The sequence below is a fragment of the Psychrobacter sp. H29 genome (assembly GCF_059073055.1).
Genome location: NZ_JCACRY010000001.1, coordinates 3,094,397 through 3,108,730, shown reverse-complemented (window position 1 = coordinate 3,108,730; position 14,334 = coordinate 3,094,397). Strand labels below are relative to the sequence as shown.

Below are 14,334 nucleotides of genomic sequence, written 5' to 3'. Positions count from 1 at the left end.
ACAGCTATATATCTTGATCAGCAATAGAGACCACAGCATAGGCTGTGGTTTTTTGGTTGTGACTCTATTGTATTCGCGATTTTGGTAACCATTTATCTTCTAGAATAGACCACTAAGTGAAAATTTTTGGATTTTTATCTTGCCTACTCGCTTATCAGTTGACATTGAATGCAATTTGCGATTAATTAGAGAGTGGCCTACTTTTATTTACGATTCATACGGTAGGTCGATATTTCATCATCATTTGCTTCGAGAAATGGTCAAATAAGTAGGTAATGGAAAATAGGATTGTTATTTTATGAGTCAAACCCTACCCAAACTCAGTCATCATCTCGTTGATGATGCTCAATATAACCTGCTACGTTCAGTAGGTTATCTCACTGCCGCTGAGCGCCGTGACATTATTGATGCCTGTGAGTTCGGTGATATTGCGCATATCAAAGACAAGCGTAAATCAGGGGAACCTTATATCACTCACCCCATCGCAGTGGCTGAGATATTGGCAGGCTTTCGCTTAGATAGAGACACCATCATCGCCGCAATCTTGCATGACACGGTCGAAGATACTGACGTGAGTGACGAACAAATCGAGCAGCGCTACGGCAAGATAGTAGCGAGACTGGTCGATGGCGTGACCAAGCTCAAATCATCCTCTCACAACAAGCAACAAAATAAAGCGGCCACTTTTCATAAAATATTGACCGCGACGCTTGCTGACCCACGTGTACTGATTATCAAGCTTGCTGATCGCTTACATAATATGTCTACACTTGATGCGGTACGCCCTGAAAAGCAGCGCACAACCGCACAAGAAACCTTGGACTTTTATGTCCCATTTGCACGATTAATGGGTCTCAATGATATTGCCGACTATATCGAGGTGCTGTGCTACCGTAATCTTGATTCTGGTATGTATAACAAACTGTCTGATAAGCTCTTACAGCATGGACTTGGACGTAATTTTCAAAGAGAAGCCATTCACCGCTATTTAAGTATCGTCCTCAACAACTTAGACCTTAACGGGCTGGTCAAAGTTTTGGACAATCGTGTGGTGATATATCGTCAGTTTTTCCGCAACCGCGGTGAGATCAATACCCTACTACGTCACTATGCGTTTGAGATTGTCCTCGATAATATCGAAGCCTGTGACAAGCTGGCTTATTATTTGATTAAAAAGTATCAAATCGACGATACGCACATTGCTGATAATATTCGTAGGCCGCTACCGGGTGGTAATCAATCGCTTACGCTTATCTATGAGCGCGATAACGATGTCGTCAAAGTCACTATCTTGACCAAGCAAATGCAAAGCGCAGCAAGGCTTGGTGTTATTGGTGCAGAGCACGCCTCCGACGTCAGCCAGTCGGTTATCCAAGCTTCTTTACGTAATATGAAAGACTTGGTCGATGAAGACAGCTTGAACGAAAACAGTCCCAATTTCTCAGCAGCAGTCTCCACTATTAATGACTTAATGGATTATCTACATTCTAGTAAGATCATTTGTTATAGTCCAAAAGGCCGAGCTTACGAGCTATCACAAGGTGCAACCGCACTTGATTTTGCTTATGCCGTCGGGCCTATGATCGGTAACGTCGCTGTTGGTGCCAATATCGACGGTAAACCTGCAAAACTCGGTACGGTGGTAAAAAACGGACAAGCGGTTGAAATCGAAGTCAACAGCCATTCTGAACCAAAAGCAGAGTGGCTAGGGTTTGTGGTCACCAATAAAGCACGCGAAGAGATTTTACGTTGGTTCAAAGACTTGTCTGCCGCTGACAAACAGCACCACGGTCGTCAAGCGTTAGATCGTGCCCTCAAAACCTATCAAAAAACACTCGATGATTTGACAGACAATGACTGGAAAGATTTGACGGAATGGCGCGGACTAACCGAAAAGAACGCTCTATTTGAACAAATCAGCTCTGGCACATTACTGCCGCAACTGGTCGTCACTCGCCTATTTAGCGACGAAGTGAGCAGCCTGCAAGCTCAAGCGCACAACGATGATATGACTCAGCCGCAACAATTGATTGCCAATGCATCTGGGGTCGAACTTGATTTTGCTAACTGCTGCCATCCGATTTATGGTGACCCGATCGTTGGGCATTTATCACGCCACGGTTTGGTGGTTCATAGACACAAGTGCTTCTCGCTTGATGACATTCGTAAAGACAATCCTTATCAGGTTATCCAGCTGCGCTGGCGCAATGATACCGCGGTAATGCAGGGAGATACAGATGATAGTGATATACAAAATAGTGGCAAAATTCGTTTCCCTGCTTATCTAAAACTCTCTATCGCGCTCAGTGATGAGCAAATTAGTGAAGTCATTTATCATTTACGTCAATTAAATATGGGTGTTGAAACCGTTGACGTACGTAATAGCGATACTATCGTCCATATCGTTGTACGTAGTCGCAACCATCTGGCTCAAGGTATTCGTGAACTGCGCTCATTGCTCGGCTTCCCTAACATCATACGCCTATATCAATTATAATAGTCAAGTCTATCTATCGATACTATTTTTCAGATACTTGTTAGAGAAATATTGTTGGATACTCGCTAGATAGACATGAACGCCTAACATTGAGCCTTTAGCATCTTCTAAAATAATCATACGTGATGCTACTGCGCTTTTAGCAGCAAACCCATAAAATATTAAAAGGACATCATATGACTCGTCAAACCATTCAAACAGACAACGCACCTGCAGCAGTAGGTACTTATTCACAAGCGGTTAAGGTCGGTAACACCGTTTATATCTCAGGTCAGCTTGGTTTTGACCCTGAGACTATGGAATTAAGAGAAGGCTTCAAGGCACAGGCGGAGCAAGTGTTTGAGAATATCAAAGCAATCTGTGAAGCGGCTGGTGGTAGCTTAAATGATGTGGTCAAATTCAACGTCTCTTTGACTGACTTAAGTGATTTTGCGGTTTTAAATGAAGTGTTTATGGCTAACCTAAGCGAGCCTTATCCTGCCCGCGCTGCTGTACAGGTCGCTGCCCTACCAAAAGGTGGTGTGGTCGAAATCGAGTCTATCCTATATATTGACTAATAGTGAATATCAAACAGTGCTCAATATTAAACAGCGCTGATGCAGATTCTACCTAATTAGCACGCCATAAATCGTTCCATAATAAGCTTAGCATCATGCTAAGCTTATTAGTCTCTGCCGTTTATCCCCCATTAACCTGACAATATTGCGAAACCGTTTATGTTGGTCCAAGTTGCTCTACCCGTACCCCTTTATCGGGTGTTTGACTACAGCCTGCCAGCAGATATGCTTGCGTCACCAGACAGTTCGTTACCGCAAATCGGTAGCCGCGTTGAAGTGTCATTTGGTCGTCAGACCTTGATTGGTATCGTCATTGCCCATGTCTCTGAGGACAAAAGCAGTGTGCCGGTTAGCAAAATCAAGGCTATCAATAAGTGTTTGGATACGGAGTCTATTTTAGATCCCAGTATGCTCAAGCTGGCCTATTGGCTTGCACGCTACTATCACTATCCACTTGGTGATGTCTTAGCCGTTATTTTGCCAAGTCTCGTTCGTCAGGGTAAGCCACTAGATTTACTGATTACCCATTGGCGCATTTTGCCGCATATTACTGATGATGACTTTCATGCCAATGCAAAAAAACAAAAACAGCAGTTTGATATGCTCAAGCTACATGGTCAGCATGGGGCAAGTGAAGACGTATTGCTATTAGAAGGTATGCAGCGGGCATTTTTAAAGACGCTAGAAGACAAGGGACTTATCGAGCGCTATATTCAGCCAAAAAAGCCCCCTTCCCCTGTTAAATTAGCCAAGATGCCACTTGATCTAAATGACGAGCAAAAACTTGCCGTCGATGCTATTGTTGCAGCCCATGAGTCTGAGACTTATACTGGGTTTTTGTTGAATGGTATCACCGGTAGCGGCAAAACTGAAGTCTACCTACAAGCAATGCAAGCGGTATTAGAAGCAGGCAAGCAAGTGCTTATTTTGGTGCCTGAGATTGGACTCACACCGCAGACACGTGCACGTTTTGCCAGTCGCTTTGCCGCTCATATTGTTTTATTACATTCAGGTATGACCAATACGCATCGTCTCCAAGGTTGGCAAGATTGCCGCACAGGTCATGCACAAATCATTATCGGTACGCGATCAGCGGTGCTATATCCATTTGCAGCGCTGGGGCTTATTGTCGTTGATGAGGCACATGATGGCTCGTACAAGCAGCAAGACACTTTGCGCTATCATGCTGCTGATGTCGCCCTCTATCGTGGCCTACAAAACAAAATTCCAGTCATACTCGGTACAGCAACGCCCTCTCTTGAGCATCTGAAATTGGTTGATGCGGGCAAGCTGACAGAGTATCAGTTGCTCACTCGTCCTGGTAATGCCAAGCCTGCAACCATGCAACTGATCGATGCGCGCCTGCAAAGCACGCATCAGCAAGCCCAAGATGATGGTGCGCGCTATGATACAGGACTGACAGACGCCATGATTGGTGCCATCAGGCAAACGCTAGAAGCGGGCGATCAGGTACTGATATTTTTAAATCGCCGCGGCTATGCTCCTGTTTTGTTATGCGAGGCTTGTGGTTGGCAGGCAGACTGCCCTCGCTGCGATGCGCATCTAACCGTCCATTATAATAGTCAGTCTCAGCACAGTAGCTATGCAGCTAGCTCTTATCTAAAGTGCCACCACTGTGACTGGCAAGCTTATATCCCAACGACATGCCCTGATTGCGGCAGTCAAAACTTAGATGCTAAAGGTATGGGTACGACAAGGCTGAGCGAAAACCTACATGCCATCTTTGCCAATCCTCAAACCAGTAAAGAGCTCTATCCGATTATCCAAATCGACCGTGATACCACAAGGCGAAAAGACAGCTGGGAGAATATCTACGAGCAAATCAATAAAGGTAACCCTGCCATATTGGTAGGGACACAAATGGTCGCCAAAGGTCATCACTTTCCCAACGTCACCCTAGTTTGCTTACCGAATGCTGATCGCGGATTTCTATCGGCAGACTTTCGCTCACCAGAGCATACCGCACAGCTCATGATACAAGTGGCAGGGCGTGCTGGTCGTGGTGATAAAGCTGGTCGCGTCTTGATTCAGACCTTGCAACCTGACAATGAGCTTTTATTAAAGCTGGTAAAAGATGGTTATCTATCATTTGCTCGTGAGCTATTGCAAGAGCGCAAAATGATGGGGCTACCTCCTCATAGTCATGCTGCACTGATACGCTGTGAAGGCAAAACTCTGGCAGCCACTACTCAAGCCCTCAAAGATGCCATTGCGCATCTGCCCAGTGCGCACAATCTCGCTGTTCTTGGTCCTATTGATGCGCCAATGAGTAAAAAAAACAGTCGCTATCATGCACAGCTATTGCTCTTGGCTGAAGACCGGCAACAGTTGCACCGTGTATTAAACCAGTGGTGGCAGCCTGTACTGACGCTACCGAGTGTGAAATACCTCAAATTAACGTTAGATATCGATCCCGTCGGCTGGTAACCTCAAACATTATGGTGTTGTCTATTTATCAGGCAGCATCGTGGAGCCTCCCTCTATCTACATTGTTTTTCTGCCTTTTCCACTGTGTTTACGTCGTCGTAACAGATTCCAATACATAGCTATGTTAAATTTATAATAGTTATTAGACGGTCTGCGATAGAAACCCCACACCTGCTTGATCTACAGTTGATACTGTTCATTTAACCTAAATTCTAGTTAATTTGAGTGTTGCTATGAGTCAGAATAGTCCTGAAGTGCATAATCACAATGACGATGAAAATCACGACAATAATGACAACCATCAACACCGTCACGACCATGATGCCCGCTTAGAGCAAAGACCAACATCGCAAGATACCAAAGGCTATCAACGCACCTTACTGTTTAGCTTTATTATCATTACTGGCTATATGTTCATCGAAGCTATTGGTGGCTGGCTCACTGGGAGCTTGGCGCTACTATCCGATGCAGGTCATATGCTGAGTGACGCGATAGCACTTGGCGCTACTCTTATAGCATTCAAAATCGGTGAAAAAGCAGCCACCCATCAAAAAACTTTTGGCTATAAACGTTTTGAAATACTAGTCGCTACCTTTAATGGCGCCACCCTCGTTATTATTGCTTTGATGATTTTTTACGAGGCAATCAAACGCTTTAACTCACCGCCAGAAATTGCAACCCAAGGCATGCTGATCATAGCTACCATAGGGATGTTGATTAATATTTTAGTTGCATGGCTGATGCATCGCGGTAGCCATGGTGAAGCGTCACATGGGCACAGCCACAAGAGCAATGATGCCAATATTACAGATGCCACAGATACCAAAATTACAGATACCAAGGCAAAACCAGCTGATCATAAAAAACCAGTTAATCTCAATATGCAAAGTGCGTATCTGCATGTATTGAGCGATTTATTAGGTTCTGTCGCTGCCATTATTGCAGCGCTACTAATGATGGGTTTTGGATGGGTATGGGCAGATGCCGCAGCATCCATAATCGTCGCTCTCCTTATATTAATTAGTGGTTACCGCGTCGTACGTGACTCTGTACATATATTGATGGAAGGCACTCCTGCCAACATCTCACTAGTCGATGTCGAACAAAAACTACTCGCACATCCTCAAGTACAAAAAGTACATGATTTACACGTCTGGAGCATTACTAGTGGCTTAAATGCTTTATCTTGCCATGTCGTGGTCGATGGAGAAATGAGCATTCATGAGTCGAGCATCTTGATTGCTAGTCTTGAGACAAGCTTATCGACACTTGGTATTCATCATGCGACCATTCAAGTAGAGAGCTCATCACATCCACAAAACAGCTCACATAGTGAAGCACTCGTGTGCGATATATCGGGACGATCACCTACTGGTAACAGTCATATTGGTCATAATCACTAACAGCATAACTTATTCACTTTCATTCAGATCTAATTCATTAAGTTAGGTCTGGTCTCTAAGCTACTAGTCTCTATGCTACTGGTTTCGTCTGATCCAGCGACAACAAAAGCGTTGCAGGTGTAAAGTCAACCAAGCCCTGATACTGCCACTGTCACTAGCCAAAGACTGATACCCACTATGAGCAGCGTCATCCTAATCCAAATATCTAAACAACCATTACAGATATTGGGTAGATAACCTGACCCCATATTTGACATCATCAGCAACCAAAACCTAACTGAAAGTATTAATCCCATGCAAAAGATGCTGATGGATATTTTGCTAATAGTATGTAATGGATTACGCCGCTTAGGAGACATATCCGAGCCTGCTAGGTACTTACGCATAAACAGCAGTCGCGATAATTTGCTTGACCAGATTTGCTTGATTAGGTAGTAATATTTATCGTTTTGTAAGATATTAAAAATAAAAACATATGAAGCAATAAAAATTATATCTCACTTAAATTTCCAACCAGCCTACGCTTCTATTAAGCTGGTGTTTCTATAAAATTTGACTCTATGATTGTAATGGCATGTTAAAAGCGATGAAAAACTCTGTCTTGCAACCATATTTTTGATATAAATTCTGTATACTTAAGACTGAAAACCTTATTCACGATCAATTGATGATACAACATTATGTCTAGACGCTCAGCACCCTTTGTCGCCCCAGACTATATCGATGATCCCACGTCAAAAGACGGCAAAAAACACGCCAAAGTTTTGTTATCGACGTTGCAAGAAGACATTGCCAATTTTCGTCATGAGCAGTTTCCGCCTGATATTTTGCGGCAGATTCGTGACATGCCTATCTATGAAGGTAATTTAGCCGAGGTACAAGCTTATCAGCAGCGCTGGCAAAACCTACTTGAACGCGCCAAGGATTTTTATCCCGCAGCCAATATGCCACCTGATTATCTACCGCTACCAGCCAGCCTTGAGATACCGCAGTTTATCTATCATGTTCAGCGCCTTCATTTAACCAAAACGCGTGCCAAAGAGTCCAAAAGCTTTGGCTCAGTCGGTGCACTTACAGATAAGTGTGGACCCTATACTGATGATGAAGTTGCCCGCATGACAGCGGTGCTAGATAACGACGATGAAGCACGTTTAGTCGCTCATCGTGAATTTATCGATCTGCGTGCTTATGTTTTTTGCCGCGACAGTAAAGGTGAGATGTTAGAGCCTGAACGCGTACGTTTTTATCGTACTGGTCTTATCGTCCATGCCCTGCCTGATTTTAAGATTGTCGATAGCAGGCAAACACCGCGTAAACGTCGCAATGATGCTTATAACAACCCGCTTGCAGACAATGGTGTGTGGAAAATTTACCGTAAAAAACAATAGTGTCGATAGTGTTTCGCGACTTATTGCCAACTACGCCCGTTTTAAATTGCTTATTTTGTCCTAATTTCTGAGGATTCCAGATGTTCGCTGCCGCCGCCGGCTCACCAAACTTAATGTTACAAGCCACTATCTTCTTAGGAGCAGCGCTGCTCTTTGTCCCCCTTGGTAAACGCTTTGGTATAGCAACGGTCTTAGGTTACCTCATCACAGGACTCATATTGGGTCCCAGTGGATTGGATGTGGCGGGTGATGCTGAGAGCTTGTTGCACTTTTCAGAGTTTGGCGTGGTCATGCTGTTGTTCATTATCGGACTCGAGCTGCAACCTTCACGGCTTTGGGCACTACGCCGCTCTATATTTGTCCTTGGTGGTCTACAGGTTGGGCTGACTGGTACGTTGTTGATGGGACTATTGCATCACTTTTTCTCATTACAGCTAGATACTGCCTTTATCGTTGGTTTTGGTTTAGCGCTCTCTTCTACTGCATTTGTACTACAGATACTGACTGAAAAACAGCAGCTATCAAGCACCCATGGCCGAGAAGCCTTTACTATTCTATTGTTCCAAGATATCGCCGTTATCCCATTATTGGCAGTGATTCCGTTTTTGTCAGGGGTGCGTGAGCAGAGCTACGATTTGCTTTATTTTGGCAAAGTATTTGCGGTGTTTGCTGGTCTTATTTTTGCCAGTCGCTATGTCGTTCGACCTTTCTTTAAATTTGTAGCATCAAGTGGTGCAACAGAGTTACTCACAGCGGTCGCATTATTTATCGTCATGGGTGTGTCTATCTTGATGGGGCAGATTGGTCTATCAATGGCGTTAGGTGCATTTTTGACAGGTGTATTGCTGGCTGACTCTGAGTATCGTCACGAGTTAGAAGCCAGTATCGAGCCTTTTAAAGGTCTACTACTGGGGCTATTTTTTATGTCGGTCGGTATGTTGACTGACGTCAAACTTATTTTGGCCAAGCCCATATTTATCATTGGCTGTGCGCTTGCCTTGATGTTTATCAAATTTGCCGTGATTGCAGCTATCGCAAAAATATCAGGTAACCGCTGGCCCACCAGTATCAGACTGGGTGTGACTCTCGCCCAAGGCGGTGAATTTGCTTTTGTGCTATTCAGCGTTGCCACGGCCCAAAATGTCTTACGTCCTGAGCTGGCCAATACCTTAAATCTTGTAGTAACCATCTCGATGGCACTCACTCCGCTAGCGTTTTTGTTATTAGAAAAAATAGGTGAGCCATTATTTGCTAAAAGCAAACCTAGTCGCGAATACGACACCATCCCTGATCATGAGCACCAAGTGATTATTGCAGGCTTTGGCCGAGTCGGTCAGATCATTGGTCGCGTACTTCGTATGCACAATATTGAGTTTACCGCCATTGAACGCTCTGCAAACCGAGTCGATTTTGTACGAAAATTCGGTAACCAGGTCTATTATGGTGATCCAAAAAACCCTGAGATTCTACGAGCGGCAGGTATTCAAAAAGCGCGTGTATTTATTTTGGCGATTGATGATCTGGAGCGCTCTATCACCACTGCTCAATATTTACGCAAGAACTACCCTGAGTTGATTATATTGGCAAGAGCGCGCGATCGTCAGCACTACTACCGCTTACGCGAAGTGGGTGTGCGTCACATTTGGCGTGAGACTTATCTGTCATCTCTTGACATGTCACGTGAATCACTGCAGCTGCTCGGCATCTCTCCCGAAAAAGCACGAGAAACCGTAAGAACGTTCCGTGATTATGATGATGACTTGATTGAGCGTCAGCAAGCGATCTATGATGACGAAGCCAGTATGATTGAATCAGCACAATCGGCGATGGCAGAGCTGGAGAGCTTGTTTGATGAAGATATTGGCAAAGCGCGTAAAATGGATCTGACAGATTTTTACGAGGCATTAAAGAGTCAGGCGACACCAGTTGATAAATCAGACGATATCGCAACTGACTCTAAATAGTAGCGATGTTCAGTTCCTAGTCAGACGTACAGCTTTTGGGGGCTTGTTTCTTGTTCAGTGAACTTGTGCAGCCCCAATTATCGCTGTCTGGGATATGATAAAAGACCAATGTCTGTTCGTTCAGGTAACGTATAGGAAACCTTACGTTTTGAATCGTCGCCGTCACTGCACAGTCGGTATCCAGCACACCAGCAGCTCGATTATCGACACTCATGCGCACTTGTTGATCGTCAGTACTCAGCGGCAAACCTATTGGACATTGCCCTGTCTGCTGATAAATCAGTGCCACGCGGTTTTGGGCAGTTTTGGCAATGTCGTAAGCCTCAAATAGCACCTCATTCTCTTTTGGCTTGGCGATAATAGGCAAAAACTGTACTTTAATTACCAGCAATGCAAAGGCGAAAAAACCGAACCCTAATGCTAAGCCAAATAAACTAACCCCGCCCTCTTTTTTTAGATGCGCTTTTTGTGTAGCATCGTCTCGCGGATGGTCGTTAATCGCATCAGCAATCTCACGCCGCGCCATTCGGTAATAGTATGCATCCGTCCAGCGCGCCACCATCGCAGACCAGAACAGCCAAATAACGGCTGCAATGCCAATACGGGTGGCCATTTGATAAGCATCTGGTACATAAGACATCGCTACAAATTCAAATGCCACGAGCACAATAGCCACATTAAGCTGAATGAACGACCACCCTGCCACACTATAGACAATCGCATCCATGTAGCGTTTACGATATAACAACCAAGGAAAAGTGATAAAGAACGCAGCCCAATGCCATTTTGGTGATAGGTATCCTTGCTGATCGAACTGCTCAAAACGTTTGAGATAATAGCGCTGAGTGCGACTACCGATGTACCATTTATCTAGCTGCTTACGCTTAGCAGGTGTCAATGAATCTTGGTAAAACGGTGGCGGTGAATCCGTCTCAATAAATAGCATAACGATACGCTCTACTTATTCTAAAAAATTATCTATCAACGATAGCTCTATAATAACGCCAAAACCCACGTATAAGATAGAAAAACTGGTTAACCAAACAGTGAATGCGCTAAAGTCGCATTGCACATTCACAGTTGTATAGATTTAACTTATAATAAGCAGACACTACCCACCTAATTAAGCCCTAGTAACCCTATGAGTCAACATTCTGATATCAACGACACCATCAATAGTACCGATACTACTGATGAGCACACTCTGAATAGCACCAGCGATTCTATCAATACTGATACAAGTGCTCACCAAGAGGCAGAGCCTACTTCTGACAAACATATCCGCATCGTCAATACATTTATGAAGCGTCGCACGCACATGAATAAAAATGCCGAGCTGGCTCTGACTGCACCAGAATTTTCTAAATATCTGGTTAATAACAGTTTTGGTGATGGCGACCTTACCGGTATAGATGACTTGCGAGCGCTGTTCGCTGATAGTCCAAACGGTACTGACGCACCGCTTACTTTAGAGATTGGTTTTGGCTTGGGTGATTCATTTATTGAAATGGCAGCAGCAGAACCTACTCGCAATTTTGTCGGTATCGAAGTGCATGAGCCTGGTATTGGTAAATGTGCCTACATGGCAGGCACACAAGACTTGAGCAATGTCAAAATCATCAATGGCGATGCTATTCAACTGCTCAAACAACTGCCAGAAAACCATATTGATCGTATTCAGCTTTATTTCCCAGATCCATGGCAAAAGAAACGCCATTACAAACGCCGTTTTGTCAGTCCTGAGCGCATGACTATTCTGACACGCAGTCTAAAGCAAGGCGGTTGGTTCCATACGGCAACTGATTGGGAGCATTATGCCTTTTGGATGGTTGAGGTGCTAGATGGTTTTTCAGGGTTAACCAATAAAGCAGGCGTCGGTAATTTCACCGACCGTCCTGACTTTCGCCCAATGACCAAATTCGAGCGACGTGGTCTCGAGCGCGGTCATGGTGTTTGGGATTTGATCTATATCAAAGACTAATACAAATCATCTGATCTAGTGATGTCCAAAAAAGCGGCTACGTTATTTAGCCGCTTTTTTATGTCTGTTTATAAGCTTGCCATCATACCTATAAGTATGCTTAATAGTTTATTAATCGGCTTTACCGAGTCACACCGCTGACTTTAAAGGCCTATAGTATGATAGTACGTGAAAAAAGATAAATTATTATTATGTGAAACATATCACTTAAGACATAGGCTACTACTGAAAAACAGTCTTTGTTGATTCTTAATAGATACGATTGAGCGCTTTTAAAATATTGTCTATTCACGCAAGCATAGATACTATAAGGGCTTGGAGAGTTCTCCCCATAAGCTGTGGATAACCCTGTGTATAAGTCACCACTTGACAAGTTTATAGCTAGATAACTTAAAGGATAAGATAAAATCGTTCACTTTTTGTACAATTTTAAAATCATTTAAAATCAACAACTTAAATTAAATATAAAGGCATAAAAAATTATTTTAAATATTTTTAAAAAAATTTTAGTTATTTATAATGTTTCACAATCAATAAAAATAAGCGCATTATTTGTTGTGGACAACTCGTTGGTCTATTGACAAGTATGGCTTTTATCAGGTCCAAAATCATTTTACATCAGGAACTGTTTTTATAAATATTTATCTCTACTCACACGACATATAGTGTCGTATAGCATTGCTCACGCCTCAATATACTGCTTAAATTTTGTTATAATTACTCTATCAAATCAGTAGCACTACAGCGTCTTCTACAATGGCTAATAGCTATAATACAGCTTAAAAATTACTGTAGCGCTCGTAATTACAAACTTATTTTTACTTCTCTCGTTATTTAATTTTACTGTATAGTAGAGCGATATCTTCGATATTACTACTCATACCATGCGTGTGACAACCTATTTATTTTGCTAGATACCCAAACACTGATGACTGTGTATACCCCTCATTAGTGACATAGAATGCACACTGATTATAGTGCTCAACCCTATAAGTGTTTTATCTATAGCGTCAAATCAATTATCGAAAACAAGGAATCCAATATGGACGACAATAAAGCCAAAGCCCTCAAAGCGGCATTAGGTCAAATTGAAAAGCAATTTGGTAAAAACACCATTATGCATCTGGGTGATGAATCAGCCATTCTTGATGCTGATGTGGTATCGACAGGTTCTCTTGGTTTAGATATCGCGCTTGGTATAGGTGGATTACCAAAAGGTCGTATCGTTGAAATTTATGGTCCTGAAAGCTCAGGTAAGACCACGATGACCCTACAAGCTATTGCAGAGTGTCAAAAACAAGGCGGCACTTGTGCTTTTATCGATGCTGAGCACGCGCTTGACCCTGTTTATGCACGTAAGCTTGGGGTAAATACTGATGACCTACTATTATCGCAACCTGATAATGGTGAGCAGGCGCTTGAAATCACTGATATGCTGGTACGTTCAGGGGCGATCGATATGATTGTTATTGACTCAGTAGCTGCTTTGACTCCGCGCGCGGAGATTGAAGGCGAGATGGGCGACTCACATATGGGTCTACAAGCACGTCTGATGAGCCAAGCACTGCGCAAAATTACGGGTAATGCTAAACGCTCTAATTGCATGGTAGTATTTATTAACCAGATTCGTATGAAAATTGGTGTGATGTTTGGTAGCCCAGAAACCACGACTGGTGGTAATGCCCTTAAGTTCTACGCTTCTGTCCGTATGGATATTCGCCGTATTGGTGCAGTCAAAAACGGTGATGAGATCATCGGTAACCAAACCCGTGTCAAAGTTATCAAAAATAAAATGGCACCGCCGTTCCGCCAAGCAGAATTTGAGATTACTTATGGCGAAGGTACCAATCATTTGGCCGAAGTCATTGATTTGGGTGTCGAGATTGGTGCTGTTGGCAAAGCAGGCTCATGGTATAGTTACGGCGATGAAAAAATCGGTCAAGGTAAAGCCAATTCTGTACTGTTCTTGAAAGAAAACCCTGCTATCGCCGAAGAAATCGAAGATAAGATTCGTGATGAAAAACTCGGTAAGAAAAAAAGCAGTGAAACAAAGGATGCGGAGCCGGCTCCTGAGCCCGTACAATAACGGTCTAACC

At 43.4% G+C, this 14,334-nt stretch carries 9 protein-coding genes; 8 read left to right on the top strand and 1 reads right to left on the bottom strand.

The genetic code is table 11. The features are described from left to right. The first annotated feature begins 298 nt into the window (after positions 1–298). The 6 genes from AC5JP1_RS12755 to AC5JP1_RS12730 all read left to right on the top strand — a co-directional run bounded on the left by AC5JP1_RS12755 (position 299) and on the right by AC5JP1_RS12730 (position 10,257). On the top strand, positions 299–2,497 hold the full coding sequence (locus tag AC5JP1_RS12755; protein WP_493844374.1) for a RelA/SpoT family protein: 2,199 nt from the start codon (positions 299–301) through the stop codon (positions 2,495–2,497). Positions 2,498–2,673: 176 nt separating this feature from the next. Continuing rightward, a complete protein-coding gene (locus AC5JP1_RS12750) occupies positions 2,674–3,054 on the top strand; it encodes a RidA family protein (protein ID WP_493844373.1) in 381 nt (126 codons plus the stop codon). Between the two features lie 159 nt (positions 3,055–3,213). After that, positions 3,214–5,502 carry a primosomal protein N' gene (locus tag AC5JP1_RS12745; RefSeq protein ID WP_493844372.1) on the top strand — a complete coding sequence of 763 codons (2,289 nt, stop codon included), beginning with the start codon at positions 3,214–3,216 and terminating at the stop codon, positions 5,500–5,502. Between the two features lie 233 nt (positions 5,503–5,735). After that, positions 5,736–6,905 carry a cation diffusion facilitator family transporter gene (locus AC5JP1_RS12740; RefSeq protein ID WP_493844371.1) on the top strand — a complete coding sequence of 390 codons (1,170 nt, stop codon included), beginning with the start codon at positions 5,736–5,738 and terminating at the stop codon, positions 6,903–6,905. A gap of 680 nt (positions 6,906–7,585) precedes the next feature. Continuing rightward, a complete protein-coding gene (locus tag AC5JP1_RS12735) occupies positions 7,586–8,293 on the top strand; it encodes a hypothetical protein (protein ID WP_493844370.1) in 708 nt (235 codons plus the stop codon). A gap of 80 nt (positions 8,294–8,373) precedes the next feature. Then, entirely contained in the window at positions 8,374–10,257 is a 1,884-nt protein-coding gene (locus AC5JP1_RS12730) for a monovalent cation:proton antiporter-2 (CPA2) family protein (protein WP_443525768.1), read from the top strand. 16 nt (positions 10,258–10,273) lie between these two features. Here AC5JP1_RS12730 and AC5JP1_RS12725 read toward each other — a convergent pair whose 3' ends face one another. Next, entirely contained in the window at positions 10,274–11,203 is a 930-nt protein-coding gene (locus tag AC5JP1_RS12725) for a pilin (protein WP_493844369.1), read from the bottom strand. A gap of 195 nt (positions 11,204–11,398) precedes the next feature. Here AC5JP1_RS12725 and trmB point away from each other — a divergent pair, with 195 nt between their 5' ends. Together trmB and recA are read left to right on the top strand one after the other, a co-directional pair. Then, the gene (gene trmB, locus AC5JP1_RS12720; RefSeq protein WP_493844368.1) at positions 11,399–12,238 is read left to right on the top strand and encodes a tRNA (guanosine(46)-N7)-methyltransferase TrmB; all 840 of its coding nucleotides are present in this window, start codon (positions 11,399–11,401) and stop codon (positions 12,236–12,238) included. A gap of 1,042 nt (positions 12,239–13,280) precedes the next feature. Beyond that, positions 13,281–14,324: a recombinase RecA gene (gene recA / locus AC5JP1_RS12715; RefSeq protein WP_319051426.1), complete on the top strand. Its 1,044-nt coding sequence runs from the start codon at positions 13,281–13,283 to the stop codon at positions 14,322–14,324. Positions 14,325–14,334 lie beyond the last annotated feature (10 nt).

Bases quoted from the DNA above. Each gene is read 5' to 3' on its own strand.
- AC5JP1_RS12745 (WP_493844372.1), top strand. From the start codon at position 3,214: ATGTTGGTCCAAGTTGCTCTACCCGTACCCCTTTATCGGGTGTTTGAC.
- AC5JP1_RS12740 (WP_493844371.1), top strand. From the start codon at position 5,736: ATGAGTCAGAATAGTCCTGAAGTGCATAATCACAATGACGATGAAAAT.
- AC5JP1_RS12730 (WP_443525768.1), top strand. From the start codon at position 8,374: ATGTTCGCTGCCGCCGCCGGCTCACCAAACTTAATGTTACAAGCCACT.
- trmB (WP_493844368.1), top strand. From the start codon at position 11,399: ATGAGTCAACATTCTGATATCAACGACACCATCAATAGTACCGATACT.
- AC5JP1_RS12750 (WP_493844373.1), top strand. From the start codon at position 2,674: ATGACTCGTCAAACCATTCAAACAGACAACGCACCTGCAGCAGTAGGT.
- AC5JP1_RS12735 (WP_493844370.1), top strand. From the start codon at position 7,586: ATGTCTAGACGCTCAGCACCCTTTGTCGCCCCAGACTATATCGATGAT.
- AC5JP1_RS12755 (WP_493844374.1), top strand. From the start codon at position 299: ATGAGTCAAACCCTACCCAAACTCAGTCATCATCTCGTTGATGATGCT.
- AC5JP1_RS12725 (WP_493844369.1), bottom strand. From the start codon at position 11,203: ATGCTATTTATTGAGACGGATTCACCGCCACCGTTTTACCAAGATTCA.
- recA (WP_319051426.1), top strand. From the start codon at position 13,281: ATGGACGACAATAAAGCCAAAGCCCTCAAAGCGGCATTAGGTCAAATT.